A 25853-nucleotide genomic window follows, 5' to 3' on the forward strand; every position below is an offset into this window, starting at 1 on the left:
AGAACGACATGAACGCATTGCGTCTCATGAATGTGTTGGCGCTACTGCTGATCCTGCTGCCATGGCGGGCGCAGGCCGCGGAGGCGGACGACTTCGTTGCCGCCAGTCGCAGCCAGCAGGCGCAGCTGTTGAGCCAGTGGGCGGCAGCGCCGCAGGCGGATCGTCTGCCGCTGCTGCGGGCGTTGACCACCGAGAGCCTGGTGATGGACGACGGAAAACATGCTTTCCGCACCCGACAGGGCGGATTACAGCCATTGGGCGCTGTCGCCGCACCGCAGGGCGAAACCCGACCGGTCCGTCTGACCAACAGGCTGCGCAATCTGGCTGCCGGCGCGCTGGCCAGCCACCTTATTTTAAGTGACAACGTCACAGAGCGAGCTTCCGCCGCACGAACGCTACAGCGGGAAGCGACCCCGGCCATGGCCGCGCTGCTGCAACAGCGGCTGCAGGCGGAAACCGATGATACTGTGCGGGGTCTGCTGGAGGTGGCGCTGGCGCGCCTGCAGCTCGCTCAGCCTGAGGCCAGCGCGCGGCTGGCCGCCGTGACGCTGCTCGGCCATTCCGCGGACCCGGAAACCCAGGCGCTGCTGATCCCCTTTACCGATGCCCAGCATGAGCCGGATGCGGCGGTGCGCGAGGCGGCCAGCGATAGCCTGCAAAAGATCAAACATCGTCTGCTGCTCGGCGATCTGCTGGGCCAGGCCTTTATGGGACTGTCGCTGGGATCGGTGCTGTTGCTGGCCGCGCTGGGGCTGGCGATCACCTATGGCCTGCTGGGGGTGATTAACATGGCCCACGGCGAGATGTTAATGATCGGCGCCTACAGCTGCTGGCTGGTACAGCAGGCGCTGGCGCAGCTCGCGCCGCAATGGCTGGCCTTTTATCCGCTGGTCGCGCTGCCGGTGGCGTTTCTGGTGACCGCCGGGATCGGCATGGCGCTGGAGCGCACCATTATTCGTCATCTGTATGGTCGGCCGCTGGAAACGCTGCTCGCCACCTGGGGGATCAGCCTGATGCTTATCCAGCTGGTGAGGATGCTGTTTGGCGCGCAGAACGTGGAGGTGGCAAACCCGGCCTGGCTCTCCGGCGGCGTGCAGGTCCTGCCGAACCTGATCCTGCCGTGGAACCGACTGGCGGTGCTGGCGTTCGTCCTGCTGGTGCTGTCCTTTACCTGGCTCATCCTGAACCGCACCCGTCTGGGGATGAACGTCCGCGCCGTGACGCAGAACCGGGCGATGGCCGCCTGCTGCGGCGTGCCTACCGGGCGGGTGGATATGCTGGCCTTTGGCCTCGGCTCCGGTATTGCCGGGCTGGGCGGCGTGGCGCTGTCGCAGCTTGGCAACGTCGGGCCTGAACTGGGTCAGGGATACATCATCGACTCGTTTCTGGTGGTGGTGCTGGGCGGCGTCGGCCAGCTGGCCGGCAGCGTGGCGGCGGCCTTTGGGCTGGGCATTTTCAACAAAATTCTCGAACCGCAAATGGGCGCGGTGCTGGGCAAAATCCTGATCCTGGTGATGATTATTCTGTTTATTCAGAAACGCCCGCAGGGTCTGTTCGCGCTGAAAGGGAGGGTTATTGACTAATGAGCCAACCAATCACCTTAACGCTGGCGCAGCGCGCGCCGCGGCCTCTGCGCTGGCTGGGGATCCTGCTGGTGCTGGGGCTGCTGTGTATGCCATTCCTGGCGCTGCTGCCGGCCTCCCATCCGCTGGCGGTGCCGAGCTGGCTGCTGACGCTGAGCGGCAAAATCCTCTGCTACGCCATTGTGGCGGTGGCGCTGGATCTGGTCTGGGGCTATGCGGGCATGCTGTCGCTGGGGCACGGGATCTTCTTTGCCCTCGGCGGGTACGCCATGGGGATGTACCTGATGCGCCAGGCGGCGGGCGACGGTCTGCCGGCGTTTATGTCTTTTCTCTCCTGGAGCGAGCTGCCCTGGTTCTGGTGGGGCACGCAGCATTTCGCCTGGGCGATGGCGCTGGTGGTGCTGGTTCCCGGTCTGCTGGCCCTGGTTTTCGGCTGGTTTGCCTTTCGCTCGAAGATCAAAGGGGTCTATTTCTCGATCATGACCCAGGCCCTGACCTATGCCGGTATGCTGCTGTTCTTTCGCAACGAGACCGGGTTTGGCGGCAACAACGGCTTCACCGGTTTTACTACGCTGCTGGGTTTTCCGGTCACCGCCACCGGCACCCGCGCCAGCCTGTTTATGGCCACGGTTTTGCTGCTGTTGCTGACGCTGTGGCTGGGCGCGGCGCTGGCGCAGAGTAAGTTTGGCCGGATCCTCACCGCGGTGCGTGACGCCGAAAACCGGCTGATGTTCTGCGGGTACGACCCGCGCGGCTTCAAGCTGCTGGTGTGGACGCTGTCGGCGGTGCTCTGCGGTCTGGCGGGGGCGTTATATGTCCCGCAGGTGGGGATCATCAACCCCAGCGAAATGTCGCCGACCAACTCCATCGAGGCCGCCATCTGGGTGGCGCTCGGCGGGCGCGGCACCCTGATTGGCCCGGTGCTTGGCGCCGGGTTGGTCAACGGTGCGAAAAGCATTTTCACCGTGGCGATGCCAGAGTACTGGCAGCTGTTTCTCGGCCTCATCTTCATCATTGTGACCCTGTTTTTACCCCGCGGGGTGATGGGCCTGCTGCGTCGAGGAGACCGCTAATGCAACCGGATGAAGGACTATTTACCCGCCAGCTGCCCGGCGATCGCTTTCGCGAACAAACCGATCCGGTGCTGCAGCTGGAGAACATCAACGTCAGCTTTGACGGTTTCCGGGCGCTGACGGATCTGTCGCTGGCGATAGGCGTCGGCGAACTGCGCTGTGTGATCGGCCCCAACGGGGCGGGCAAGACCACCCTGATGGACGTGATCACCGGCAAGACCCGGCCGCAAAGCGGCAAAGCGCTCTATGACCAGTCGGTGGATCTGACCACTCTTGACCCGGTGGCCATCGCCCGCCAGGGCATCGGGCGCAAGTTTCAGAAGCCGACGGTCTTCGAAGCGCTGACGGTGGCGGAAAATCTCGCCCTGGCGATGAAGGGGGATAAATCGGTGTGGGCCAGCCTGCGCGCCCGGCTGAGCAGCGAACAGGACGATCGGCTGAATGAGGTGCTGCGCCTGTTGCGTCTTGACGGCGAGCGCTACCGCCAGGCCGGTCTGCTGTCCCATGGTCAGAAACAGTTTCTTGAGATCGGCATGCTGCTGGTGCAGGAGCCGCATCTGCTGCTGCTTGATGAGCCGGCGGCCGGCATGACCGATGCGGAAACGGAGTATACGGCGGAGCTGTTTCGCACGCTGGCCGGACAGCACTCCCTGATGGTGGTGGAGCACGACATGGGATTTGTCGAGACCATCGCCGACCGGGTGACGGTCCTGCATCAGGGCCAGGTGCTGGCGGAGGGATCGCTGCGGGAGGTGCAGGCCAATGAGCAGGTCATTGAAGTTTATCTGGGACGTTAAGGAGCGCCAATGTTACAGGTGAGTCAGCTACATCAATACTACGGCGGCAGCCATATTTTACGCGGGGTGGATTTTTCCGCCCGCCAGGGCGAAGTCACCTGCCTGCTGGGGCGCAATGGCGTCGGTAAGACCACACTGCTGAAATGCCTGATGGGGCTGATCCCGGCGCGCAGCGGTGAGGTACGCTGGCAGGATCAGAACATCACCCATCGCAAACCGCACCAGCGGGTGCAGGCCGGGGTCGCCTACGTCCCCCAGGGGCGCGAGATATTTCCGCGCCTGACGGTGGAAGAAAACCTGCTGATGGGGCTGTCGCGCTTTCCCGCCCGCGAAGCGCAGCAGGTGCCGGAGGAGATCTACCAGCTTTTCCCGGTGCTCAGGACCATGAAGCAGCGGCGAGGCGGTGACTTATCCGGCGGCCAGCAGCAGCAGCTGGCGATCGGCCGCGCGCTGGCCAGCCGCCCACAGCTGCTGATCCTTGATGAACCCACCGAGGGGATCCAGCCCTCGGTCATCAAAGAGATTGGCGAGGTGATCCGCCAGCTGGCGAGCCGCGGAGACATGGCGATCCTGCTGGTGGAGCAGTTCTATGACTTTGCCGCCGGACTGGCGGACCACTACCTGGTGATGTCGCGCGGCGCCATCGTCCAGCAAGGCAAGGGTGATGATATGGAGAGCGACGGCGTGCGCGCGATGGTGACCATCTGACCATGCCGGCGGCGGTCGCGCCGCCGGTTTGCGGCCTATTTGCGCAGCAGCCGCTGCAGGCGCGCCTGGCGCCAGTTTTTAATCCATTCGCCGAACACGAACAGGCGTAATCCTCTCACCACCAGCAGGGCGCCCCAGATCAGGGCGACCCAGCCGGACCAGTAGTACTGTGGATTAGTGAAGCGGTTAAGCACCGCCAGCAGCACGCAAACCACCAGCGCCACCGACAGCGAACGGAAAAAGCGGCTCTCCTGATGCACCCGCGCTTTGGCTTCCTCTATGCGCAGATCCAGTGAGGCTTCCTGGCCCGGCGCGTCTTCCCGCCGGGCTTCGCCGCCGATCTCGGCCACCGTCACTTCAAAGACCGCGGCGAGGGCGCTGAGGGTCTCCAGCCCCGGGCGTTCGCCATTCTCAATGCGCTGGATCGTGCGGACGCTGAGACCCGCCATTTCGGCCAGCTGCTCCTGGGACCAGGCGCGCTGCAGCCGTAATTGTTTGACCTGATTGTTGCTGTTCATATTCGTATGCTCCATAACGTTCTGCGGATGTAAACCTGTGATGGAGTATGGTGAACCGGGCCGCCAGCCACCACGACAGCGACCCGACAACGGCCCGACAGCAACCTGACAGCCGCATGCCAGCTGGCGTCAGGCGTTGGCCAGCGGAGAATCCGGTTGCCAGGGGCGGGCATTGATCCCGCGGAAAATCATCAGCCAGGCGGCGACAATCGCCACGATAAGAATGACAAAAAGCGACCAGTGCGGCAGATGGGTGAGGATCAACCCCGTCAGCATCGGGTTGAATGCCGCCCCCAGCCACCCCAGCGACTGGGCGGAGAAGTAGCTTGCCTTCATCCCCGGCGGGGCAATATGGTCAATCAGCATATACTCCCCGGGGGCATAAATCACTTCCCCGAGGGTGAAGATCGCCGCCGAGATCCCCCACGCCCACAGGCTGGCGCCAGAGAACATAAAGCCCACAAGGCCGATCACAAAGCAGACGGTGCCGAAGGTCATCAGCGGGCGGATATTTCTCGCGCTCAGCCGCCGGCCAACCGCGTACTGCAGAGCAACCACCACCGCGGCGTTGACCGGCAGCACCACGGCCACCACTTTCTCGGCGAAATCGCTGCTGGCGACCACCAGCACATACTGCGAGAGACAGGAGGCGAAGGCGCCGCCGACGAAGGAGGCCAGCAGCCCGGAGCAGGTAAACCACAGCAGCGCCCGGTCGCGCAGCAACACCGAAGGCGACCAGGGAGCGGCGCCCGGCTGGGCCGCGGCGGCGCCATCCCGCTGAAGAAACAGCTGAATAAACACCAGCGGAAAGGCGGCGCAGGCGGCCGCCAGCCAGAACGGCAAATTGATACTGTGCATTACCAGCAGGGTGCCGATGGGCGGCCCAACGGTCCAGCCGATGTTGAGGATGGTGTAGTTCAGCGAGAAGATGCGCGCTTTTTTCTCTGCCGTCAGCCGGTCGGCGAACCAGGCTTTCAGGACGGTGGAAAAGACCGAGTAGGCGCAGTTGATCAGCGCAAAGAAGATCACCACCAGGGGGGCGTTATTGACCAGCGGTATTGCGCTGAAGCCGAGAATAAACACCAGCACTGACCACACCATATAGCGCTTTTTATCGAACCTGTCAGCGAGGATGCCAAAACCCATGCTGAACAACACCCCAACCACCAGCGCCAGCGACAGGGCATAGCCAATCACATCCACTTCCAGCTGAAAGCGTCGGGTGAGATAGATGGTCATAAACGGCAGTGTGGCCCCGCGGCCGATAGTCAACAGTAACGACGATGCCAGCAGCGCGATGGTGGAGCGCCGGAGAGTGGTGATCATGATTTCCTTGCCTGTCATGTTGTTATAATTTTATGTCTTCGATCACAAATAACACGGCCATTACGCCTTGTACAGGTCATCGCGGTCGACGGGCGCACTTCCGGGCCTGCCAAAAATAATGATCTATCCCGTCGGCCGCTTTTTCGCTACTTTGATTTTGTTCACAAAAATTCCAATAACGACAGAGGCAGGGGTATGACGAGGAAAGATGGACTACTGGCGCTGCTGGTAGTGGTGGTGTGGGGGCTTAACTTTGTGGTGATTAAGCTGGGGTTGCACAATATGCCGCCGCTGATGCTGGCGGGGCTGCGCTTTATGCTGGTCGCCTTCCCGGCGCTGCTGTTTGTCGCCCGGCCAGCTATTCCGCTGCGCCTGCTGCTGGGCTATGGCCTGACCATAAGTTTCGGTCAGTTCGCCTTTCTGTTCTGCGCTATCGGCCTGGGTATGCCGGCCGGGCTGGCCTCCCTTGTGCTGCAGGCGCAAGCCTTCTTCACCATCATCCTTGGCGCCTTCGTCTTTGGCGAACGTCTGCAGGGCAAGCAGCTGGCGGGGATCGCCCTGGCGATCTTTGGCGTGCTGGTGCTGGTGGAGGGCAGCCTTGGCGGGGAACATGTGCCGCTGGTGGGCTTTATGCTGACCCTCGCGGCGGCGCTCAGCTGGGCCTGCGGCAATATTTTCAACAAGAAAATCATGTCCCAGACGAGCCGGCCGCCAATCATGTCGCTGGTGGTCTGGAGCGCGCTGATCCCGGTGCTGCCGTTTATGCTGGCCTCATTGTTGATCGATGGTCCGCAGACCATGCTGGCGAGTCTGCAACACATCGATCTGCTGACGATACTGTCGCTGCTTTATCTGGCGTTTATCGCCACTATCGTCGGCTATGGCATCTGGGGATCGCTGCTGGGGCGGTATGAAACCTGGCGGGTGGCGCCGCTGTCGCTGCTGGTGCCGGTGGTGGGAATGGCCAGCGCTGCGCTGCTGCTCGGGGAGACGCTGAGCGGACTGCAGCTCACCGGGGCGGTGCTGATTATGGCCGGGCTCTACATTAATGTCTTTGGCTTACGTTTGGTGCGGCCTGGCATGGCGCGCGGATAAAAAAAAGCCCCGGAGACGGGGCTATACACAATTATGCGTGTAATGGCATCACAGGTCGTGCTGCTGGTAGTACGGCACGCCAAGTTCGTCAGATTTATCATTACCAGCCGCCATATGATTGAAATCAAACGGCGAATCATTATGTTCGGAAGGGATAATCATTGTATCACGCTGGTTTTGACGCACCGGCGTGGTGTTTTGCTCCGCATAGCTGAGGCTGGAGGCCAGCGACAAGAGTACGATAGCTGCGGCAGCGAATAGTTTCATGATTTCCTCAATACGTCTTTTATAGTGCAGGCGATTAACATCAGTTATTTAGCGGATGTAGATAGCGGGATTCGCCAGGTACATTCGTTATGCGATACTTGTGGGGCGGAACATCGAAATAGTTCTTGAACGTTCGCGTCAGGGTCTGCTGCGACTCGAAACCATAGCGTTCCGCCAGGTACAGGATTGGCTCATTACTCTGCTTGAGCTTCTGCGCAATCTCCGTCAGCTTGCGGCTGCGGATGTACTGGCCGAGGGAATGGCCGGTCTCTTTCTTAAACATACGTTGCAGGTGCCACTTAGAGTAACCGGAGCGCTCAGACACTTTTTCCAGCGACAGGGGCGATTCCAGGTTATCCTCGATCCACGACAAAATACTATGGATAGTGATGGCGTCATTATTACGTCTGGACATCATCTTACCTCTTCTTATTTTTACGGCAGGACCTTCTTGAGCAGTTGCTCAAGCATGGCGACTTCGTCCGCCGACAGATTTTTCGTTAACTCCTGGTGTAACTTCTGACCCACAACCTGATGACACTGCTCGCAAAGGGCTGCGCCGTCCGGCGTCAACTGCACCAGCACGCCGCGCTTGTCAGCGGGGTTGGGTAACCGTTTAATCCAGCCTTTGCACGCCAGGCGGTCGAGCATGCGCGTCATTGCGCCCGGGTCGACGGAAAGCACGGTTTTCAGCTCAACGGGGGTAATACATACTTCGCAACGAATGGAGCAGAGCACGCGAAACTGGGTCGCGGTAATATCCATAGGTGAGAGGTAGTCATTGAGCAGGCGATCTTTTTTCTGGTTAACCATCTGGATCAAGCGACCCAGCGGGATCATTTCATTAAACAGGTCGCTGGTACTTTTCATAATGGTTGCCCAGGCAAGTAATTAGTTGCAAGTGATACTATTGCCCAGGCAATCATAAGTCAACATTATGAATTGGCCGATGCCACGATTTGCTAAAATGGAAAAGTACGATGTGGGTCACTCTTTATGATTTTTCTAACGCTTGTTATTTTTTTGCAGAAGTGATTTATCAGCAGGCTGGCGTCAAATTTGTTGAAGCCGACATACTCACGGAATGAAACCATTCTTAAAAAATGAATATTAACGGGACTTTAATTAACTATGTTCGATTTGTTTAAAGCAATAGGGCTCGGCCTGGCGGTGCTTTTACCGCTGGCGAATCCACTCACAACCGTGGCGCTGTTCCTTGGCCTGGCCGGTAATATGAACAACGCCGAGCGTAATAAACAGGCGTTAATGGCATCGGTGTATGTCTTCGCCATCCTGATGGTGTCGTGGTATGCCGGTCAGGTGGTGATGAATACATTCGGCATATCAATACCTGGGCTGCGTATCGCCGGCGGATTGATTGTGGCCTTTATCGGTTTCCGCATGCTGTTTCCCCAGCAAAAAGCCCACGATTCGATGGAAGCGAAGATCAAATCGGAAGAACTGCAGGATGAACCGACCGCCAATATCGCCTTTGTGCCGCTGGCGATGCCAAGCACCGCCGGTCCGGGCACCATCGCGATGATTATTAGCTCCGCCTCGACCGTTAAGCACGGCGTGGACTTCCCGGAGTGGGTGGTGCTGGCGGCGCCGCCGATCATCTTTTTGCTGTTAGGGGTGATTCTGTGGGCTTGTCTGCGCAGTTCCGGCGCGATTATGCGTCTGGTTGGCAAAGGCGGCATCGAGGCCATCTCGCGACTGATGGGCTTTCTGCTGGTCTGCATGGGCGTGCAGTTTATTATTAACGGCGTGCTGGAGATCATTTCGACCTGGCATCCCTGACCGCCCGCGATGCGCAGAGAAAAAAAGCCCGCCGGCGCGATACCGGCGGGCTTTTTTGTGCGACGGAATCAGGAGTGGTGCGGCTGATGGTCTTCCAGCGATACCGGCCAGCGACGGAATATCATCAGCGACCAGACCAGCGCGACCAGCGCCGGAATGGCGCCGACGTAGCCGACGGAGGCCATGGAAAGATGCAGACTCACCTGGCTGCCGACCAGCGCCCCGGCGCCTATGCCGATATTAAAGATGCCCGAGAACAGAGACATGGCGACGTCGGTGGCATCCGGAGCGGAGGCCAGCACTTTCACCTGCATGCCGAGACCGATAATCATGATCGCCACCCCCCAGAAGATGCTGAGCAGCATCAGGTGCTGCGGGTTATGCGAGGCCGGCAGCAGCAGCAGCAGGCAGGCGAGCAGCAGGGCAATCGCCAGGCTTATCAGCCCCGACGCGTGCTGGTTACCGAGTTTACCGAACAGAATGCTGCCGATAATACCGGCCCCGCCAAGGATCAGCAGCAGTACGGTGGCAAAGTTGCCGCTCAGGCCCGCTACCGTCTGGACAAAGGGCTCGATATAGCTGTAGGCGGTATAATGGGCGGTCACCACCACCACGGTCAGAATGTACACGCTGACCAGCGCCGGGCGGCGGAACAGCACCGGCAGGCTTTTCAGCGAGCCAGAATGTTCGCTCGGCAGGGTCGGCAGCAGTTTTACGAGGCAGGCCAGGGTGGCTAACGCGCCGAGGCCGATCGCCAGGAAGGTCATCCGCCAGCCAAAGTACTGGCCGATAATGCGCCCGATCGGAATACCAAACACCATCGCCAGCGCTGTACCGGTGGCGATCAGGCTCAGCGCCTGCGCCCGTTTGCCCGGCGGGGCCATGCGGATGGCCAGTGCCGACGTTATCGACCAGAACACTGCATGCGCAAAGGCGATACCAATGCGGCTGATCACCAGCACGTCAAAATTCCAGGCAAAAAACGACAGGACGTGGCTGGCGATAAACAGAATAAACAGGCCGATAAGCAGGCGCCGGCGCTCCACTTTGCTGGTCAGCAGCATAAACGGCAGCGACATTAACGCCACCACCCATGCGTAGATGGTCAGCATCATGCCCACCTGGGCGGTTTCCATGCCGAAGCTGTCGGCAATATCCGACAACAGACCGACCGGGGCAAACTCTGTGGTGTTAAAAATAAACGCGGCGATGGCCAACGTCACGACACGTAGCCACGCTACCTTGCGTGAGACCGTATTCGTAGTCATAAGCTCTGGACTGGTGATTCAGGGAAAGATGTGACGCTGATCTTAAAACGATTGTTGGCGAAAAGACAATCATTTTGTGATCTGCGTCTCATTTCATCGCAAGGGGCTGGCCGCGGTTAAGCGATTAATTTTGCTATGGATAGTGTCAAGGGGGCGCTTTTATGTCATGTTGAAGGAAAGTAAAAAAAGTAAGGACAGGGTATGCAGGAAATTCAATTTTATCTGGTCGATGCTTTCAGCGATAAAAACTTTGGCGGCAATGCCGCGGCTGTCTGCCCGCTCAGCGAGTGGTTAGCCGACGATGTGCTCCTGAAAATGGCCCAGCAGCATAATCAATCCGAAACGGCTTTCTTTGTCCGTACCGACGAGGGCTATGAGCTGCGCTGGTTTACCACACTCGCTGAGATCAATCTCTGCGGCCACGCGACCCTCGCCGCTGCGCACGTTATTTTCGAATATCTCGACCATCCTTCGGCGACGATTCTCTTTAGCACCCGTTTTGTTGGTGAGCTGCGGGTCACCCGTAATGGCGACTGGCTGACGCTCGATTTCCCGGCGTGGTCGACCTCCCCGGTGCAAAACCCGCCGGCGGATCTGCTGACCGGGTTGGGACTCGAGGCCGCCGTTGAAGTTCGGGAAGGGCGCGATTATCTGGTGGTGCTGGCGGATCGCCAGCAGGTTGAAGCGGTGCGAACGGATATGGCGCGGCTGCGAACGCTTGGCAAAATGATCTGCGTCAGCGCGCCGGATGAAGAGTATGACTTTGTCAGCCGCTTCTTCTGCCCGGGAGAAGGGGTGCCGGAAGATCCGGTCACCGGCTCCGCCCATAGCATGCTGATCCCCTGGTGGGGCGAAAAGCTGGGGAAAACCACCATGATGGCGCGCCAGGTCTCCGCTCGCGGCGGCGACCTGCGCTGCCAGTGGCAGGGCGACCGTGTGCTGATTAGCGGCCAGGCCACCACCTATATGCGCGGAACGGTTTACCTGCGTTAATCATCGCCCCCGCGTCGCCCCGGGGAGCGGTAATCTACTTCCGCTCCCCGGGTGCGACATAGCATCAGCCCAGCGATGCGCCGCCACACATCACCAGCTCCTGTCCGGTCATCGCCGATGCGCCCTCGCTCAGCAACCAGCTCACCAGAGAGACCACTTCCTGCGGAGTAATGAGTCGCCCAAGCGGCGGAAGCCGCGGCGGGGAACTTTCTCTGCCTGGCTGATGAAGCATCGGCGTATCGGTTGCCCCGGGAGCCACGACGTTGACCGTCACCCCGGCAGGCGCCAGCTCTGCCGCCCAGCTCCTGGCGAGAGCGACCAGCGCGGCTTTGGTGGCCGCATACTGCGAGCGACCAGCGGCGCCTCGTGACGTACGGCTTCCCAGCAGAACGATCCTCCCGCCTGGCCCCATGGTCGGGGCGAAGTGATTGACCAATGTCTGAGCAGCATCGACATGTAAACGCCACAACGACTCGCTGCGCTGAGGGTCCAGATTACCCAGGGTGGCGGCCGCCATTGAACCCGCGGCGTGAATGATGGCCTGAGGGGGCTCAATCTGCTCCAGCGCCGCCAGCAGCGCGCTGCGTTGGCTGACGTCGACCATCAGATGGCGAAAGTTCGGCTGTGAGAAGGGCGGCAGCGAACGGCTCATGCCGATCACCTGCCAGCTGTCCGCCAGCAACTGCCTCACCACTGCGGCGCCGATCCCGGAGCTGGCCCCGGTTACCATTGCCCGCTTCATCGCGCCTCCAGCATCTCAGCGGGGATTTTGAATACTGCCTTTCTGACCGGTGCTGGCGTCGAAACCGCACACAGCGCCTGGTGCGGTTCGCCGGGGTAAAAGACCGCGAAGTCGCCGGGACGCAGCAGAATAGAGACACTCTCCGGGGCCGGCTGACATATATAGAGGTCGGGCTTAAGCTCATGATCTTCCGGGCGCATCGCGGGAGCCATGCCCGCCTGGATGCGCTCCTCGCCGGCCAGGATGACCTGAATATCCGCCCACTGGCGATGATATTCCGTATGCCGCTCGGCCGCAGGCTGGGTTTGCACCACGCTGAGGGTGCAGAACCACGGCGCATCGTCGGGCTGGAAGCGGCCATTCTCTCTGGCACTGAGGGCGGCCAGCGAACAGGCCTCGCTGCTCAATAGCTGCTTTAACGCCGGCGGCAGACCAGCCTGCTGCAGCGCCTGAAGATTACCGATAATCATGCGCTTTCTCCTTTTACCCACTGTGGCGAGACACGAACATACTTGATCGCCTGGCGATACCAGGTGTAGGCGATATGCAAATTACCGTCTGCTCCCTGTTTGATGCTGGGGTAGGAGAACTCCCGGTTCAGCTTCTGCTCCGAATTATTGGTCATGCAGTAGCCGTCACCCTCATCGAGATTGCGCAGCCACGGCCAGCTTTCACCACCATCGGCTGAAATAGCGACGGTCATCGGCGCGCGTGGTGCGCCCCAGAAGGCGCTTTTCCCGGTCGCTTCCGGCTCCCTACGGCCATCGTCGTCAGCAATTTCATCATACAGCGAGGCGCGGCGTTCCGTGGCGCCGGCGGCGCTCATATTATTGAACACCAGCGCCAGTTCACCATTGTCCAGGGGGGTCGCCTGAATGGACGAGTTGTTGTTCGGAAGCGTCGTCGGTACCGGCGCAGACCAGCTCTCTCCCTGGTCGCTGGACTGGCTGAACCAGATATGATCCGCCCAGCGGCTGCGGAAGAAGGCTGCCAGTCTGCCGTCCGGAAGCGGAGTGATACTCATATGGACACAACCCAGGCTCTCCGGGACCGCCACGTCACGCCAGCTTTTTCCGCAGTCTGAAGAGATCTTCACCGCGCTGACGTCATTGTTACCCACCCATTTCTCGCCGGGTTCGGTACGGCAGTAAAAGACCGGCAGCAGCCAGTTGCCGTCAGACATAACGCTTATTGGCTGGCGAATAAAGGTACCCGGCTGATCCAGCAGCGTATCGATGGCCCCCCAGCTTCGTCCGCCATCGTGGGAGAGGCGGTAGCGCACAATGGCGGTATCCTGGTTTCCGGCAAATTGCGCTGTCCACAACAGCCACAGCACGTTATCGGGCGCCTGAAACAGCACCGGGTTTTGTTCTGAGCGGTCTGGGTCATCACATAGCTTGACCGCCTCACTCCAGCGGTCACTGCCGGGGGCTAACCGCGATCCCCAGATAGAAATATCGGCTTTTCCCTCCTGGGAGCCGCCAAACCAGACGCACATCAGGCTGCCGTCATCCAGCGGCAGCAGATTGGCGGCATGGTTCTGCGGGCAGGCGCAGGGAAGCATTGCCCATGCGATGTGTTCATCTTGCTGGTGTTGGCGAATGACGCCGTCAAAAGGCGGAATTACGGTCATGTTTTATACTCCACGTTGCTCAACTGGGGCGGGGGATGGTTGTGATTTATTTGGGATCAGGCGGTCAATCACCATGATGATGGCCGGGGTCGCCAGGGCGACATACATGTTATTGATGCCGAACGGGTCGCCGAGTAAATACCAGACGGACGTCACCACACAGGCGCCGATCAGGCCGGCATTCGCGCCCCGAGTGCTTCTGAAGAAGGGGGCATAGAAGGCGATGACCGCCACCACGGTAATGGAGAGGCGAATGGCGCGGGTAAAGAAGGAGAGTTTCAGCACCTCCGGTACCAGCAGCACAAAGATCAGCGGCAGGAAGCCGATAATTAGCGACGCCCAGCGTGTGGCTCTGAATTCCTGGTCCGGCGTTGGGTTGCGCCATGGTACGTAAAAATCCTTCACCACCAGCGAGGCAATGGCCAGGGCTACGGTACTTACGCTGACGAAAATCGATGCCACAAGTGACGTTGTCACCAGACCTGCCAGCCACGGGTTCATGTCCTGCAGAAAGACCGGGAGGGCATACAGGCTGTTGATCTCGGGATGCAGGTATTTCGCCGCGACGCCGATAATGGCGATGGCAAAGGCGATAGGCAGGCAGAAAAAGAAGGCGATCCAGGTGGAGCGTTTCGCTGACCGAACGTCTTTGGTTGAGCTAATGGCCTGAATGACAAACTGGGTGCAAAAAATGGAGCCGATAGTGCCGATGAGCCAGGCGAAGATCGTGCCAGCACCAATGTTGCCATCCCATGTCCAGTAATAATCCGGCATCTTCTCCATCATCGGCGAGAAGCCGCCGGTTTTGGACAGGGCAAAACCCAGAATGATCAGCAGACCGGCGTATTTCAACGCGCTGTGTAACATGGTGACCCAGGCGACGCCCTTCATGCCGCCGAACGCGAAATAAAAGGTACTCACAATGGCGGTAATAAAGGCGGCTACCGGTAAATTCACTTTTAATACGGTGGAGATGGCTGCGGCACCGCTGACGTAATTGCCCACGTTAACCAGCAGCAGCGCATAAATCATAATCAGGGAGATAATATTTTTGGTACTGTTGCCATATTTTTCAGCGATGGCGCCGGAAATGGTGATTTTTCCGGTGTTATAGATGCGTTTCACCAGGATTAAACCGAACAGCGGAAAGCCGATGGCTGCCCCCAGCACGGACCACGAGGCGGCAATTCCGCTCTCAAAGGCGGCCTGGGCAGTACCGATGGTCGATTTGGCGCCAATATATTCTGACATCAGTAATATACCGACAATAAAGGCCGGCATGGCGCGCGAGCCTTCCATAAAATCCCCGGAATTTTTACTACGAATACGGAATGTCAGCCAGGTGGTAAACAGAATATAGGCAATAACAATGCCGACAATAATAAAGGTATCTTCAGCGGTAAAATGATTCATCTTAGCCTCTCTCTGGGCGTACGAATCCTGGGCACGGCGGTACCCGGTCTGTTTTATTAAAAAAGCGCAGCAAGTATTACGCTAAATAACGAGCGATGATGTCGCGTATCTGCTGCAGCTGGTGGTCACTAAACTGCACCGCGTAGCGGCTGTCGCCCACCTCGTGACCCATTAGCTGCAGGGCTTTCTTCACCGCCGCAGGCGAGAACGCCACTTTATACAGATCGGTGCGCAGGCCCGTTACCTGCTCCTGGGCCTGGCGCGATCCGGCGATATCCCCGGCGTGAAAGCGCGACCAGATGGCGTTAATTTCAGCGGGGGCGACGTTGGCAAGCCCCGAGATGCAGGCCGAGCAGCCGTCGACAAATCCCTGATGGATAAGCGAGTCCGGCCCGTTCAGAACGTCGAAACCGTCGATATCGCGCACCGCGTCGAGAAAGCCTTTCAGGCTGTCGTAGCTGCCGGCGCTATCCTTAATGCCGACGATATTCTCGTGGCGGGCCAGCTGGCGCGCGGTCTCCGGGGCAATAGTGTTCCCGGTGCGGGCGGGAATGTTGTAAAGAAAGAGCGGGACGCTCAGCGCGTCGGCGATCGCCGTATAGTGGTTAATCAGCTCTTCCTGCTTCAAGGGCACGAACCACGGGGTAATGGCCGATACCGCGTCAACTCCGAGGCGGGCGATCTGCTGGCCCAGCCGGCGCGTCTCCCGGGTGGAAACCTCCCCAATATGGGCCACCACCGGCGCGCGACCGGCCGCCTCTTCCACGCAGGTTCTGGCGACGGCGATCTTCTCTTCCTCATTGAGGACAAAAAACTCGCCGTTGGTGCCGCCGCAGAAAATACCGTTGCCTGCGGCGAGCTGGCGCTGCACCTGCTGGCGTAGCGCCGGCAGGTTAAGCGCTCCCTCGGCGGTAAAGGGAGTGACAATGGCGGTGAGTACGCCGCTAATAGCTTTCCTCATTTAACTTTCTCCTGTTAGGCATGTTCTGGATACAGCGTTTGGTAGATGGCCGCGATCTCTTCGCGGCTGACGCTGCATGGGGCATTGTTCATCAGGCGTTTGACGTTTTGCGCCGCTGCGCTGAGGGCGGAAATACTCTCCTGAGGCACGCCTAGCGCGGCCAGGTTGTCCGGCAGCGGCAGTCGTTTGACCAGCGCCGCCAGCCATGCGACCAGCGCATGGGATTTCTCTTCCGCGCTGAGCGTGCGATCTGCATCGGGGATCAGGTCCCAGACTTGAGCGAACTTCGCCACCGCGTGAGGGCGGACCACCCGCATGCAGGGCGCCAGCAGAATGGCGTTGGCCACCCCGTGCGGCAGGTGCCAGGTACCGCCAAGCGGATAGGAGAGCGCATGCACCAGGTGAGTGCCGGAATAGTTGATTGCTGCGCCGCCGTACCACGAGGCCCAGAGCATCTCCAGCTTCGCCGTCAGATCCTGCGGCTGATTTACCGAACGCTCGATATGGCGTACCAGCTTGTGTAAACCGATTAACGCGGCGTTATCGCTCACCGGGTTGGCGACGGTGGAGGTAAAGCACTCCAGCAGATGACACAGAGCATCGATTCCGGTCGACGCCGCGATGCTGGGCGGCATGCTGGTGGTCAGCTCCGGCAGCAGGGCGACATAGTCCGGAAGCAGCACCGGGGAGATGATCCCCACCTTCGTCTGCTGCTCGGGGATCGCCAGAATGGCGTTCGGCGTCGCTTCGGATCCGGTGCCCGCGGTGGCCGGGATTAACAATGAGCAAATTCGTCGTTGCGGCTGCTCGCCTGCCAGCAGGGACGTCAGCGAGGGCGCCTCAGGGTGCAGAAGTACTGACAGCAGTTTTGCTACATCCAGTACGCTCCCCCCGCCGATACCAACGACCATCTGCGGCTGGCTGGCGCCCAGCTGGCTGACGATCTGCGTAACATCGTGATGGTTGGGCTCCGCTGGCACGCTGTCAATGACCTCAACTTCACGCCCTTCAGCCGCCAGCAGGCGATGAATCGCCTGGGTTGCCTCCAGCGCCCCGACGTTCTTGTCGGTCACCAGCAGGATTGAGGATTTACCGGCCAGCAGCGGGAGCAGGGCCGATGAGGCGCCAGCCCCGCTGATGATTGTGCTGTGTATCGTCGCCACGCGTTTCTCCTTGGTAGTAATTGATTGAATTCAATCATTCATAAATCTTGCCACTCGTCTGATGGGGAAAAGTTATAATTTATACGGCAACTTAATAACTTGAGCTTGCTCATATTTAATCAAATATGATTGAATATAATCAATTTAAGATTTTATCGACTACAAGGCAGGAGAATGAACGACCGCAATAACAGAGTGCTGGTGCTGGCGGATGACTTTACCGGGGCCAATGACGCCGGGGTCAGCCTGGCGGAGGCGGGTATGTCGGTGGAAGTGGCCTTCACCGCCGGACAGCCATCAACCGCCCGGGCATTAATTCTCAACAGCGACAGCCGGGCGATGACCGCCGCGGCGGCGGCGGACAAGGTCGCCGCTCTGCTGCGCGGCGCGGCGACATTCGTCCCGCACTGGCAGGTAAAGAAGATTGACTCCACGCTGCGCGGTAACCCCGGCGGCGAACTGGAGGCAATGATGGCGGCGCAAGGCTGCCGGATGGCGGTGGTGGCCCCGGCTTATCCGGCAGCCGGGCGGCATACCCGGGACGGGCGCTGCTATGTGCATGGTGTGCCCCTCGATCAGACCGAATTTGCCAGCGATCCGAAAACGCCGGTGAGCCGGGCGGAGATTAGCGAAATTATCGCCATGCAGAGCCGTCTTCCCTGTCTGACCCTGAACGCTGGCCAGCTTCCGGCGGCATTAGCGACGGCGGGCGAGGAGAAGCGAGTGTTGATTGTCGACGCCTGGGAAGACAGCCATCTGGACCAGGTGATCGACGCCGTTGCGCCCCATGCGCGGGAGACCCTGCTGGTCGGCTCGGCGGGTCTCTGCGAGGCGCTGGCTCGCCGCCTGCGCCGCAGCGAGCAGGGCCCGCTGATGGCGGTGGTCGGTTCGATGAGCGAGATGGCGCAGCGTCAGGTTGCTGCGCTGCAGGTCCATTCCCGAGTACGGGTGATTGAAATTGATGTCGAACAGACCTTTAGCGGATCGCCGAAGGAGGAAGCTTCACGGATCGCCGGGGCGCTGCGCGAGGGCCAGCACTGCGTGGTGACCACCCGCCCGAATCACGCCGCCCGGCACGGGATTGAAGCCCGGTGCCGTGAACGCGGTCTCAGCCGCGCCGCCTACGGGGAGCACATCTGCGCCTGGCTTGCCGACGTCACGGCGCAGGCGGTGGCGCAGTCTTCCCCTGGCGCGCTGTATCTTTCCGGCGGCGATGTGGCCATCGCCGTCGCACACGCGCTCGGCGCCACAGGGTTTCAGATCCGCGGCCGGGTGGCGGAGTGCGTTCCATACGGGCATTTTCTCGGCGGCCGCTGGTCGCGGCCGGTGATGACCAAAGCCGGAGGATTCGGCACCGACACCACGCTATTACATGTTGTGAATTTTATTGAGGAGAAACTGAGTGTCTAAGATGATTGCAGTGACAATGGGCGACCCGGCAGGGATTGGTCCGGAGATTATTATCAAATCCCTCGCCGAGGGGGCGCTGAGCGGCGCGCCGGTGGTGGTGGTGGGCTGCGCGCAGACGCTGCGGCGGATCCTGGCGCTAAATATCACGCCGCGGGCGGAGCTGCGCATTATTGACCATCCCGCCGAGGCGAGTTTCTCCCCAGCGACCATCAACGTCATTGATGAACCACTCAGCGACCCGCAGGGGCTGCGCCCTGGCGAAGTCCAGGCCCAGGCAGGGGATCTCGCGTTTCGCTGCATCAGGCGGGCGACCGCGCTGGCGCTGGAGGGCGCGGTCGCGGCCATCGCTACCGCGCCGCTGAATAAAGAGGCGCTGCATCTCGCCGGGCACGCTTATCCCGGCCATACCGAACTGCTGGCCCACCTGACGCAGACTACCGATTACGCCATGGTGCTCTATACCGAGAAGCTTAAGGTTATCCATATCACTACCCATATTTCCTTGCGCCAGTTCCTCGATACCCTCAACCAGCCGCGGATTGAGACGGTGATTGGCGTGGCGGATCGCTTTCTGCGCCGCGTCGGCTATCCACGTCCGCGCATCGCGGTCGCCGGCGTTAACCCGCACGCCGGGGAGAACGGCCTGTTTGGCGATGAAGAGATCCGTATCGTCGCCCCGGCGGTCGCCGCCATGCGGGCGAAGGGAGTGGAGGTGACCGGCCCCTGTCCGCCGGACACGGTGTTTATGCAGTGTCACGAAGGCATGTACGACATGGTGGTGGCGATGTATCACGACCAGGGGCATATTCCGCTGAAGCTGCTGGGATTCTATGACGGGGTGAATATTACCGCCGGGCTGCCGTTTATCCGTACCTCCGCGGATCATGGCACTGCGTTTGATATTGCCTGGACAGGTAAAGCGAAGTCTGAGAGCATGGCAACCTCCATTGAGCTCGCCATGCACATCGCGCAGGAATAACATGAAGGGATATAACCGGTTAGAGCAGATTATGGACTTCCTGAAAAGCCATAATCTGGTGACAGTCGACCAGCTGGTGGCGGCGACCAACGCCTCGCCGGCCACCATTCGCCGCGACCTGATCAAACTCGATCAAGAAGGGGTGATCAGCCGAACGCACGGCGGGGTGACGCTGAACCGGTTTATTCCTTCCCAGCCGACGACGCTGGAGAAAGCCCAGCGCAGTCCGCTTGAGAAGCAGGCTATCGCCAGTGCGGCGGCAGCGCTGGTGAAAGCCGGCGACGCCATTGTGCTTGACGCAGGCACCACCATGATTGAGCTGGCGCGGCAGATCACCCATCTGCCGCTGCGGGTGATCACCAGCGATTTACATATCGCGCTGTTCCTATCGGAATTTAAGCAGATCGAAGTGACGATTATCGGCGGGCGCATCGATGACAGCAGCCAGTCGTGCATCGGCGATCACGGCCGCCGCCTGCTGCAGACCATCTGGCCCGATCTCGCCTTCGTCAGCTGCAACGGCTGGGACCTTGAGAAGGGGATCACCGCCCCGACGGAGGAAAAGGCCGCCCTGAAGCGCGATCTGATGGCCAATGCCCGGCGGCGTATCCTGCTGGCGGACAGCTCCAAATACGGCGCCTGGTCACTGTTCAACATCGCTCCGCTGGCGTCGTTGACCGATATCGTGACCGACGCCCACCTGCCGGATAAAACCCGCGAGGCGCTGGAGACCCTTTCCCCGCAGCTGATCATTGCCGACTGACTCGCAGGCTGCCGTCAGGGCAGACGGGCGATATTGGCCTTGATCACCGCGATCGACTGGCTGAACTTCGCCTGCTCTTCGCCGGCCAGCTGCAGTTCAATGATCTGCTTCACGCCACCCTGGGCCAGCACCGCCGGCACCCCAGCCGCCGCGCCGCTGACCCCGTACTCGCCGTCAAGAATGCAGGAGACCGCCAGCGCGCGGTGGCTGCCGGTGAAGATATTGCGGCAGATCTCGGCGATGGTCCCTGCCACGCCATATTCGGTGCAGCCTTTACCCGCGTAGATCTCAAATCCCAGCTTGCGCACTTTGTCAGCCATCGCCTCGCGATCGAGCGGCAGGCCGGTGCGCTGCTGGTAGAGGTCGGCGATTGGCGTGCCATATACCGAGGAGTGCGACCACACCGGAAACTGGGTATCGCCATGCTCGCCGAGGATAAAGGCGTCGATGCTCTGGGCGCCAATCTCCAGTTCCTGCGCCAGCAGGCGACGCAGGCGGGTGGTATCCAGCCAGACGCCGGTGCCCAGCACCTGGCTGCGCGGCAGGCCGGAAAGCTGCCATACCTGCCAGGTGATGATGTCGCAGGGGTTGGTGGCCACCAGAAAGATGCCGTTAAATCCGTTGGCCATCATCGTCGGCACAATGCTCTTCACAATCTTCGCGGTGGAGGTCAGTTCATCCAGCCGGCTCTGGCCGGGGCGCAGCGCGCCGCCGGAGACGGTGATCACCGCGATATCGACATCGGCGCAGTCGCTGGCCTCGCGGGTGGAGATGGTCATCATCCCCGGCAGGTAGGCCGCGGCGTCGCTCAGGTCCTGAGCGTGGGCCTCAGCGCGCTGTTGGTTAAGGTCGACGAGGATCAGCTCCTCGCAAATGCTCTGGTTGAGCAGGGCGTAGGCCGCCGACGCGCCGACATTGCCGGCGCCAATAATCATCACTTTACGGGCTTTGGTGTGCATATTCAGATCTCAAGTACGAACGGCAGGGGATAAAATTACTGTGTTTCAGTTGGTTAGCGCAATAGGCGGGCGGCAATATAAGTTAATGCTATGTCGGGAAAAGCCGCCGGCCGCGCTACAGTGGGGTAAAAAGGAGCTCACCTATGTACACCATCACCGACATCGCCCCTACCGACGCCGAATTTATCGCCCTGATTGCCGCCCTCGACGCCTGGCAGGAGACCCTCTACCCGGCGGAGAGCAACCACCTGCTGGACCTTAGCCAGCTGCCGCCGCAGACGGTCATCGCCCTGGCGATCCGCAGCCCGCAGGGCGAGGCCGTTGGCTGCGGGGCTATTGTTCTCAGTGAGGAAGGCTTTGGCGAGATGAAGCGGGTCTATATCGATCCCCAGCACCGCGGCCAGCAGCTGGGAGAAAAGCTGCTGGCGGCGCTGGAAGCGAAAGCGCGTCAGCGCGACTGCCATACCCTGCGCCTGGAGACCGGTATCCATCAGCATGCGGCCATCGCCCTCTACACGCGCAACGGCTACCAGACCCGCTGCGCGTTTGCGCCGTATCAACCCGATCCGCTCAGCGTGTTTATGGAGAAACCACTGTTTGCCGATCTTCGTTCAGCAGCGCTATAAACGCCTCCAGCTGGCGGGTTTTGGCGCCCCGGCGCCACACCAGCCAGGTGGTGAGCCAGCGCCACTCTTCGGCCAGCGGCCAGGCGGAAACCTGCTGATGGCCGGGCATACTCTCCAGCATGCTGCGCGGGATCAACGCCAGGCCGGCGCCGGCGATGACGCAGGCCAGCATCCCGTGGTAAGACTCCATCTCGTGGATCCTGCCCGGGGTCGCTCTGTCGGCATGAAACCAGCTCTCAAAATGCCGGCGATAGGAACAGTTGGCGCGAAAGGCGTAGACGTTGGCCCCGTTCACTTCGCTGGCGCGGGTGATGGGTGCGTGGCCGTAGGGGGCGACGATCATCATCTCTTCAGGGAACACCGGCAGCCCCTCCAGGCCCGGATGCACCAGCGGGCCGTCGACAAACGCGGCGCTCAGGGCGCCCTCCAGTACGCCGTCGATCATCGTCCCGGAAGGGCCGGTTGAGAGCGCCAGATGAATTTTCGGGTAGCGCTGATTAAAGTGGGCCAGAGTGCTGGGGATCCGTACCGCCGCGGTGCTCTCCAGTGAACCAAGAGAAAACAGCCCCTGGGGTTCGTCGCCCGCCACCACCATTCGCGCCTCGTCCACCAGGGCGAGGATCTGCTGGCTATAGCGCAAAAAGCTGTGTCCCGCAGGCGACAGGCGCAGGCGCTGGTTCTCGCGGATAAACAGCTCAACGCCGAGGTCGGCCTCCAGCTGGCGGATGCGGGTGGTGAGGTTGGACGGCACGCGATGCACTTTCTGCGCCGCCTGGGTAATGCTGCCGGTGCTGGCGACAGCGTTAAACATCTCTAGCTGAGTCAGGTCCATGATATTCTTCTTTTGTGAATGCGTTGCTTAATATTATTCATTTTCAATGAATGGAAAGGTAAGCCAGAATACGGACACTTCGCAAGCAACGAGAGAGAATAATGATGAATTTATCTGCAACGCACGCCGTCTCCGTCAATCCGACTACCGGTGAGGTGGTCTCCTCGCTGCCGTGGGCCAGCGAACGCGAGGTCGACGCGGCGATCGCGCTCGCCGCGGCGGGCTATCGCCAGTGGCGTCAGACGCCGCTTGCCGACCGCGCCGACGCCCTGCGCCGCATCGGGGCCGCGCTGCGCGCCCGCGGTGAAGAGGTGGCCCAGATGATCACCCTTGAGATGGGCAAGCCGATCGCTCAGGCGCGTGGCGAGGTGGCGAAATCGGCCAACCTCTGCGACTGGTACGCTGAACACGGCCCGGCGATGCTGGCGACGGAAGCTACCCTGGTGGAAAATAACCAGGCTGTAATTGAGTATCGTCCACTGGGCGCCATACTGGCGGTGATGCCGTGGAACTTCCCGGTCTGGCAGGTGATGCGCGGCGCGGTGCCGATCCTGCTGGCCGGCAACAGCTATCTGCTGAAGCATGCCCCGAACGTGATGGGCAGCGCCCGTCTGCTGGGCGAAATTTTTGCCGCCGCCGGCCTGCCGGATGGTGTATTTGGTTGGGTGAACGCCACCAATGACGGCGTTTCGCAGATTATCAATGACGACCGCATCGCGGCGGTGACCGTCACCGGCAGCGTCCGCGCCGGGAAGGCGATTGGCGCCCAGGCGGGCGCGGCGCTGAAGAAATGCGTGCTTGAGCTGGGGGGATCCGATCCCTTTATCGTGCTCAACGATGCCGATCTCGATGAAGCGGTGAAAGCCGCCGTCACCGGCCGCTATCAGAACAGCGGCCAGGTGTGTGCGGCGTCGAAACGCTTTATTCTCGAAGCCGGCATTGCCGAGGCCTTCACCCGCAAATTTGTCGACGCCGTGGCAGCGCTGAAGATGGGCGACCCGCGCGACGAGCAAAACTACGTCGGACCGATGGCGCGGTTCGATTTACGCGATGAACTGCACCAACAGGTAACGGCGACCCTTGATGAAGGAGCGACTCTGCTGCTGGGCGCGGAAAAAATCGAAGGGGCGGGCAACTACTATGCGCCAACGGTGCTGGGCAACGTCACCGCCGGGATGACCGGCTTTCGTCAGGAGCTGTTTGGTCCGGTAGCAACCCTGACCACCGCTCGCGACGCTGACCATGCACTGGCCCTCGCCAACGACAGCGAGTTTGGCCTGTCCGCCACGGTCTATACCACCGACGAGGCGCAGGCCCAGCGCTTTGCCCGCGAGCTGGAGTGCGGCGGCGTCTTCCTCAATGGCTACTGCGCCAGCGACGCCCGCGTGGCCTTCGGCGGCGTAAAGAAGAGCGGTTTTGGCCGGGAGCTGTCGCATTTTGGCCTGCACGAGTTCTGTAATGTGCAGACCGTCTGGAAAGACCGTCGCTAATCAACGTTAGCCCCTGACGACCGTCGTCCACGTCTGCTATACTCGCCCACCGAATTTTGATGGTGGGCAAGGAGCCGCGTGTGGCGACGGTTATCAATAATGCAATGCTGGAAGCCATTCTGGCAGAAATCAGGCCGCTGATTGGCCGCGGAAAAGTGGCGGATTATATTCCGGCGCTGGCCAGCGTCAGCGGCGACAAGCTTGGTATCGCGATCAGTACGGTGGACGGTCAGCACTTTGCCGCTGGCGATGCCCATGAACGTTTTTCCATCCAGTCAATCTCCAAGGTATTGAGCCTGGTGGTTGCCATGAACCACTATCAGGAGGAGGAGATCTGGCAGCGGGTGGGGAAAGATCCTTCCGGCCAGCCCTTTAACTCGCTTCTGCAGCTGGAGATCGAGCAGGGCAAACCGCGCAACCCGTTTATCAACGCCGGGGCACTGGTGGTCTGCGACATGCTGCAGAGCCGGCTCAGCGCCCCGCGTCAGCGGATGCTGGAGATTGTCCGCCGTCTGAGCGGCGTGGCCGATATCGCCTACGATCCGGTGGTGGCTCGCTCAGAGTTTGAGCATTCGGCGCGCAACGCCGCCATCGGCTGGCTGATGAAATCCTTTGGTAACTTCCATAACGACGTCGCCACCGTGCTGCAGAACTATTTCCACTACTGTTCGCTGGAGATGAGCTGCGTTGAGCTGGCGCGAACCTTTCTGTTTCTCGCCGACCGCGGCATTGCCCCGCATCTCGACGCGCCGGTTATTGCGCCCATCCAGTCCCGCCAGGTTAATGCCCTGATGATGACCAGCGGCATGTACCAGAACGCCGGTGAATTCGCCTGGCGCGTTGGCCTGCCGGCGAAATCGGGCGTCGGCGGCGGGATCGTGGCGATTGTCCCGCAGGAGATGGCGATCGCCGTGTGGAGCCCGGAGCTTGACGACGCCGGGAACTCGCTGGCCGGCGTGGCGATACTGGAAAAACTGACTCAGCGGATGGGGAGGTCGGTGTTCTGATGGTCGATCAGGATCGCTTGTTTGCGCGCCTGGCGCGCTCGACGTTTCGCTCACGCTTCCGTCTGGGGGGGAAAGAGCGGCAATACTGTCTCGATAAGGGACCGGAGGTTATCGATCGGCATGCCGCAGACTTTATTCGCCAGCGGCTGGCGCCCGCTGCGCCGATCAATGATGGCAAGCAGACGCCGATGCGCGGTCACCCGGTGTTTATCGCCCAGCACGCGACCGCTACCTGCTGTCGCGGCTGCCTGGAAAAATGGCATGCCATTCCCCACGGCCGCGCGCTGAGCGAGCCGGAGCAGGACTATATCGTGCAGGTCATCCACCGCTGGCTGGTGCTACAAATGAATGCGCCGTCTGTGCGCTAATTTGCATTTGATCGGCGCCGGAGTATGCCTGATAAATATTCTCATGTTATGATAATCCGCTAACTAACTATTAACATAA

At 60.5% G+C, this 25853-nt stretch carries 29 protein-coding genes; 15 read left to right on the forward strand and 14 right to left on the reverse strand.

Features of this window, described 5'->3' with window-relative positions; genetic code table 11:
- The first annotated feature begins 8 nt into the window (after positions 1-8).
- Genes KPHS_25390 through KPHS_25420 form a run of 4 tightly spaced genes read left to right on the forward strand, consistent with a single transcriptional unit; the run spans position 9 to position 4161 of the window.
- Positions 9-1583, forward strand: coding sequence for a high-affinity branched-chain amino acid ABC transporter membrane protein (locus KPHS_25390; RefSeq protein YP_005226839.1), 1575 nt, complete (start codon positions 9-11; stop codon positions 1581-1583).
- Positions 1583-2656 (forward strand): high-affinity branched-chain amino acid ABC transport system permease component, encoded by a 1074-nt coding sequence (locus KPHS_25400; protein ID YP_005226840.1) that lies wholly within the window; start codon positions 1583-1585, stop codon positions 2654-2656. Before KPHS_25390 ends, KPHS_25400 begins: the two co-directional genes overlap by 1 nt.
- Positions 2656-3453, forward strand: a complete 798-nt coding sequence (locus KPHS_25410; RefSeq protein ID YP_005226841.1) for an urea ABC transporter ATP-binding protein UrtD — start codon at positions 2656-2658, stop codon at positions 3451-3453. Before KPHS_25400 ends, KPHS_25410 begins: the two co-directional genes overlap by 1 nt.
- A gap of 9 nt (positions 3454-3462) precedes the next feature.
- Positions 3463-4161, forward strand: coding sequence for a putative ABC transport ATP-binding subunit (locus KPHS_25420; protein YP_005226842.1), 699 nt, complete (start codon positions 3463-3465; stop codon positions 4159-4161).
- Between the two features lie 35 nt (positions 4162-4196).
- Here the strand turns inward: KPHS_25420 and KPHS_25430 are convergent, their stop codons facing one another.
- Both KPHS_25430 and KPHS_25440 read right to left on the reverse strand, forming a co-directional pair.
- Positions 4197-4679, reverse strand: a complete 483-nt coding sequence (locus KPHS_25430; protein ID YP_005226843.1) for a DNA-binding protein — start codon at positions 4677-4679, stop codon at positions 4197-4199.
- Between the two features lie 129 nt (positions 4680-4808).
- Positions 4809-6005, reverse strand: a complete 1197-nt coding sequence (locus tag KPHS_25440; protein YP_005226844.1) for a putative transport protein — start codon at positions 6003-6005, stop codon at positions 4809-4811.
- Between the two features lie 195 nt (positions 6006-6200).
- Here KPHS_25440 and KPHS_25450 point away from each other — a divergent pair, with 195 nt between their 5' ends.
- Entirely contained in the window at positions 6201-7100 is a 900-nt protein-coding gene (locus tag KPHS_25450; RefSeq protein YP_005226845.1) for an O-acetylserine/cysteine export protein, read from the forward strand.
- A gap of 48 nt (positions 7101-7148) precedes the next feature.
- On the opposite strand, the gene KPHS_25460 is transcribed toward KPHS_25450, so the two are convergent.
- Genes KPHS_25460 through KPHS_25480 form a run of 3 tightly spaced genes read right to left on the reverse strand, consistent with a single transcriptional unit; the run spans position 7149 to position 8237 of the window.
- The gene (locus tag KPHS_25460) at positions 7149-7367 is read right to left on the reverse strand and encodes a multiple antibiotic resistance protein MarB (RefSeq protein YP_005226846.1); all 219 of its coding nucleotides are present in this window, start codon (positions 7365-7367) and stop codon (positions 7149-7151) included.
- Positions 7368-7407: 40 nt separating this feature from the next.
- Complete coding sequence (locus tag KPHS_25470; RefSeq protein YP_005226847.1) at positions 7408-7782, reverse strand: DNA-binding transcriptional activator MarA; 375 nt, start codon at positions 7780-7782, stop codon at positions 7408-7410.
- 20 nt (positions 7783-7802) lie between these two features.
- Positions 7803-8237, reverse strand: coding sequence for a DNA-binding transcriptional repressor MarR (locus tag KPHS_25480; protein YP_005226848.1), 435 nt, complete (start codon positions 8235-8237; stop codon positions 7803-7805).
- 89 nt (positions 8238-8326) lie between these two features.
- Between KPHS_25480 and KPHS_25490 the strand changes: the two genes are divergently transcribed.
- Both KPHS_25490 and KPHS_25500 read left to right on the forward strand, forming a co-directional pair.
- Entirely contained in the window at positions 8327-8455 is a 129-nt protein-coding gene (locus KPHS_25490) for a hypothetical protein (RefSeq protein ID YP_005226849.1), read from the forward strand.
- A 43-nt stretch (positions 8456-8498) separates the two neighbouring features.
- Positions 8499-9167: a multiple drug resistance protein MarC gene (locus tag KPHS_25500; RefSeq protein YP_005226850.1), complete on the forward strand. Its 669-nt coding sequence runs from the start codon at positions 8499-8501 to the stop codon at positions 9165-9167.
- A 68-nt stretch (positions 9168-9235) separates the two neighbouring features.
- Here KPHS_25500 and KPHS_25510 read toward each other — a convergent pair whose 3' ends face one another.
- Positions 9236-10390 carry a sugar efflux transporter gene (locus KPHS_25510; protein ID YP_005226851.1) on the reverse strand — a complete coding sequence of 385 codons (1155 nt, stop codon included), beginning with the start codon at positions 10388-10390 and terminating at the stop codon, positions 9236-9238.
- 246 nt (positions 10391-10636) lie between these two features.
- On the opposite strand from KPHS_25510, the gene KPHS_25520 reads away from it, so the two are divergent.
- Positions 10637-11428 (forward strand): putative oxidoreductase, encoded by a 792-nt coding sequence (locus KPHS_25520; RefSeq protein ID YP_005226852.1) that lies wholly within the window; start codon positions 10637-10639, stop codon positions 11426-11428.
- Positions 11429-11492: 64 nt separating this feature from the next.
- Here the strand turns inward: KPHS_25520 and KPHS_25530 are convergent, their stop codons facing one another.
- From KPHS_25530 to KPHS_25580, 6 genes are all read right to left on the reverse strand, one after another.
- Positions 11493-12170, reverse strand: a complete 678-nt coding sequence (locus KPHS_25530; protein YP_005226853.1) for a short-chain dehydrogenase/reductase SDR — start codon at positions 12168-12170, stop codon at positions 11493-11495.
- Positions 12167-12640 carry a YhcH/YjgK/YiaL family protein gene (locus KPHS_25540; protein YP_005226854.1) on the reverse strand — a complete coding sequence of 158 codons (474 nt, stop codon included), beginning with the start codon at positions 12638-12640 and terminating at the stop codon, positions 12167-12169. Before KPHS_25540 ends, KPHS_25530 begins: the two co-directional genes overlap by 4 nt.
- Positions 12637-13803, reverse strand: a complete 1167-nt coding sequence (locus KPHS_25550) for a putative glycosyl hydrolase, BNR repeat protein (RefSeq protein YP_005226855.1) — start codon at positions 13801-13803, stop codon at positions 12637-12639. The genes KPHS_25540 and KPHS_25550 overlap by 4 nt, the downstream gene beginning before the upstream one ends.
- A gap of 3 nt (positions 13804-13806) precedes the next feature.
- Positions 13807-15216: a Na+/solute symporter gene (locus tag KPHS_25560; protein ID YP_005226856.1), complete on the reverse strand. Its 1410-nt coding sequence runs from the start codon at positions 15214-15216 to the stop codon at positions 13807-13809.
- 76 nt (positions 15217-15292) lie between these two features.
- Positions 15293-16177 (reverse strand): dihydrodipicolinate synthase, encoded by an 885-nt coding sequence (locus tag KPHS_25570; protein ID YP_005226857.1) that lies wholly within the window; start codon positions 16175-16177, stop codon positions 15293-15295.
- A 14-nt stretch (positions 16178-16191) separates the two neighbouring features.
- Complete coding sequence (locus KPHS_25580; protein YP_005226858.1) at positions 16192-17340, reverse strand: putative alcohol dehydrogenase; 1149 nt, start codon at positions 17338-17340, stop codon at positions 16192-16194.
- A gap of 174 nt (positions 17341-17514) precedes the next feature.
- On the opposite strand from KPHS_25580, the gene KPHS_25590 reads away from it, so the two are divergent.
- From KPHS_25590 to KPHS_25610, 3 genes are read left to right on the forward strand one after another with little or no spacing between them, the layout of a single operon-like run.
- The gene (locus KPHS_25590; RefSeq protein ID YP_005226859.1) at positions 17515-18750 is read left to right on the forward strand and encodes a four-carbon acid sugar kinase family protein; all 1236 of its coding nucleotides are present in this window, start codon (positions 17515-17517) and stop codon (positions 18748-18750) included.
- The gene (locus tag KPHS_25600; RefSeq protein ID YP_005226860.1) at positions 18743-19729 is read left to right on the forward strand and encodes a 4-hydroxythreonine-4-phosphate dehydrogenase; all 987 of its coding nucleotides are present in this window, start codon (positions 18743-18745) and stop codon (positions 19727-19729) included. The genes KPHS_25590 and KPHS_25600 overlap by 8 nt, the downstream gene beginning before the upstream one ends.
- A gap of 1 nt (position 19730) precedes the next feature.
- Positions 19731-20492, forward strand: coding sequence for a putative transcriptional regulator (locus KPHS_25610; RefSeq protein YP_005226861.1), 762 nt, complete (start codon positions 19731-19733; stop codon positions 20490-20492).
- Positions 20493-20506: 14 nt separating this feature from the next.
- On the opposite strand, the gene KPHS_25620 is transcribed toward KPHS_25610, so the two are convergent.
- Complete coding sequence (locus KPHS_25620) at positions 20507-21451, reverse strand: putative malate dehydrogenase (protein YP_005226862.1); 945 nt, start codon at positions 21449-21451, stop codon at positions 20507-20509.
- 143 nt (positions 21452-21594) lie between these two features.
- Here KPHS_25620 and KPHS_25630 point away from each other — a divergent pair, with 143 nt between their 5' ends.
- The gene (locus KPHS_25630) at positions 21595-22077 is read left to right on the forward strand and encodes a putative acyl-CoA N-acyltransferase (protein YP_005226863.1); all 483 of its coding nucleotides are present in this window, start codon (positions 21595-21597) and stop codon (positions 22075-22077) included.
- On the opposite strand, the gene KPHS_25640 is transcribed toward KPHS_25630, so the two are convergent.
- On the reverse strand, positions 22031-22909 hold the full coding sequence (locus KPHS_25640) for a LysR family transcriptional regulator (protein ID YP_005226864.1): 879 nt from the start codon (positions 22907-22909) through the stop codon (positions 22031-22033). The genes KPHS_25630 and KPHS_25640 overlap by 47 nt on opposite strands.
- Positions 22910-23010: 101 nt before the next feature.
- Here KPHS_25640 and KPHS_25650 point away from each other — a divergent pair, with 101 nt between their 5' ends.
- The 3 genes from KPHS_25650 (at position 23011) to KPHS_25670 (ending at position 25774) form a co-directional block, all read left to right on the forward strand.
- On the forward strand, positions 23011-24399 hold the full coding sequence (locus tag KPHS_25650; RefSeq protein ID YP_005226865.1) for a putative aldehyde dehydrogenase: 1389 nt from the start codon (positions 23011-23013) through the stop codon (positions 24397-24399).
- 80 nt (positions 24400-24479) lie between these two features.
- Entirely contained in the window at positions 24480-25406 is a 927-nt protein-coding gene (locus KPHS_25660; protein ID YP_005226866.1) for a glutaminase, read from the forward strand.
- Entirely contained in the window at positions 25406-25774 is a 369-nt protein-coding gene (locus KPHS_25670; RefSeq protein YP_005226867.1) for a DUF4186 domain-containing protein, read from the forward strand. Before KPHS_25660 ends, KPHS_25670 begins: the two co-directional genes overlap by 1 nt.
- Positions 25775-25853: the final 79 nt, after the last annotated feature.

Source organism: Klebsiella pneumoniae subsp. pneumoniae HS11286, assembly GCF_000240185.1.
Classification (GTDB): domain Bacteria; phylum Pseudomonadota; class Gammaproteobacteria; order Enterobacterales; family Enterobacteriaceae; genus Klebsiella; species Klebsiella pneumoniae.

Excerpts from the sequence above, each read along its gene's own strand:
- KPHS_25650 (YP_005226865.1), top strand. The coding sequence starts at position 23,011 with ATGATGAATTTATCTGCAACGCACGCCGTCTCCGTCAATCCGACTACC.
- KPHS_25570 (YP_005226857.1), bottom strand. The coding sequence starts at position 16,177 with ATGAGGAAAGCTATTAGCGGCGTACTCACCGCCATTGTCACTCCCTTT.
- KPHS_25560 (YP_005226856.1), bottom strand. The coding sequence starts at position 15,216 with ATGAATCATTTTACCGCTGAAGATACCTTTATTATTGTCGGCATTGTT.
- KPHS_25450 (YP_005226845.1), top strand. The coding sequence starts at position 6,201 with ATGACGAGGAAAGATGGACTACTGGCGCTGCTGGTAGTGGTGGTGTGG.
- KPHS_25530 (YP_005226853.1), bottom strand. The coding sequence starts at position 12,170 with ATGAAGCGGGCAATGGTAACCGGGGCCAGCTCCGGGATCGGCGCCGCA.
- KPHS_25670 (YP_005226867.1), top strand. The coding sequence starts at position 25,406 with ATGGTCGATCAGGATCGCTTGTTTGCGCGCCTGGCGCGCTCGACGTTT.
- KPHS_25540 (YP_005226854.1), bottom strand. The coding sequence starts at position 12,640 with ATGATTATCGGTAATCTTCAGGCGCTGCAGCAGGCTGGTCTGCCGCCG.
- KPHS_25520 (YP_005226852.1), top strand. The coding sequence starts at position 10,637 with ATGCAGGAAATTCAATTTTATCTGGTCGATGCTTTCAGCGATAAAAAC.
- KPHS_25630 (YP_005226863.1), top strand. The coding sequence starts at position 21,595 with ATGTACACCATCACCGACATCGCCCCTACCGACGCCGAATTTATCGCC.
- KPHS_25610 (YP_005226861.1), top strand. The coding sequence starts at position 19,731 with ATGAAGGGATATAACCGGTTAGAGCAGATTATGGACTTCCTGAAAAGC.
- KPHS_25410 (YP_005226841.1), top strand. The coding sequence starts at position 2,656 with ATGCAACCGGATGAAGGACTATTTACCCGCCAGCTGCCCGGCGATCGC.
- KPHS_25420 (YP_005226842.1), top strand. The coding sequence starts at position 3,463 with ATGTTACAGGTGAGTCAGCTACATCAATACTACGGCGGCAGCCATATT.
- KPHS_25440 (YP_005226844.1), bottom strand. The coding sequence starts at position 6,005 with ATGATCACCACTCTCCGGCGCTCCACCATCGCGCTGCTGGCATCGTCG.
- KPHS_25480 (YP_005226848.1), bottom strand. The coding sequence starts at position 8,237 with ATGAAAAGTACCAGCGACCTGTTTAATGAAATGATCCCGCTGGGTCGC.
- KPHS_25500 (YP_005226850.1), top strand. The coding sequence starts at position 8,499 with ATGTTCGATTTGTTTAAAGCAATAGGGCTCGGCCTGGCGGTGCTTTTA.
- KPHS_25400 (YP_005226840.1), top strand. The coding sequence starts at position 1,583 with ATGAGCCAACCAATCACCTTAACGCTGGCGCAGCGCGCGCCGCGGCCT.
- KPHS_25640 (YP_005226864.1), bottom strand. The coding sequence starts at position 22,909 with ATGGACCTGACTCAGCTAGAGATGTTTAACGCTGTCGCCAGCACCGGC.
- KPHS_25550 (YP_005226855.1), bottom strand. The coding sequence starts at position 13,803 with ATGACCGTAATTCCGCCTTTTGACGGCGTCATTCGCCAACACCAGCAA.
- KPHS_25390 (YP_005226839.1), top strand. The coding sequence starts at position 9 with ATGAACGCATTGCGTCTCATGAATGTGTTGGCGCTACTGCTGATCCTG.
- KPHS_25470 (YP_005226847.1), bottom strand. The coding sequence starts at position 7,782 with ATGTCCAGACGTAATAATGACGCCATCACTATCCATAGTATTTTGTCG.
- KPHS_25460 (YP_005226846.1), bottom strand. The coding sequence starts at position 7,367 with ATGAAACTATTCGCTGCCGCAGCTATCGTACTCTTGTCGCTGGCCTCC.
- KPHS_25620 (YP_005226862.1), bottom strand. The coding sequence starts at position 21,451 with ATGCACACCAAAGCCCGTAAAGTGATGATTATTGGCGCCGGCAATGTC.
- KPHS_25430 (YP_005226843.1), bottom strand. The coding sequence starts at position 4,679 with ATGAACAGCAACAATCAGGTCAAACAATTACGGCTGCAGCGCGCCTGG.
- KPHS_25590 (YP_005226859.1), top strand. The coding sequence starts at position 17,515 with ATGAACGACCGCAATAACAGAGTGCTGGTGCTGGCGGATGACTTTACC.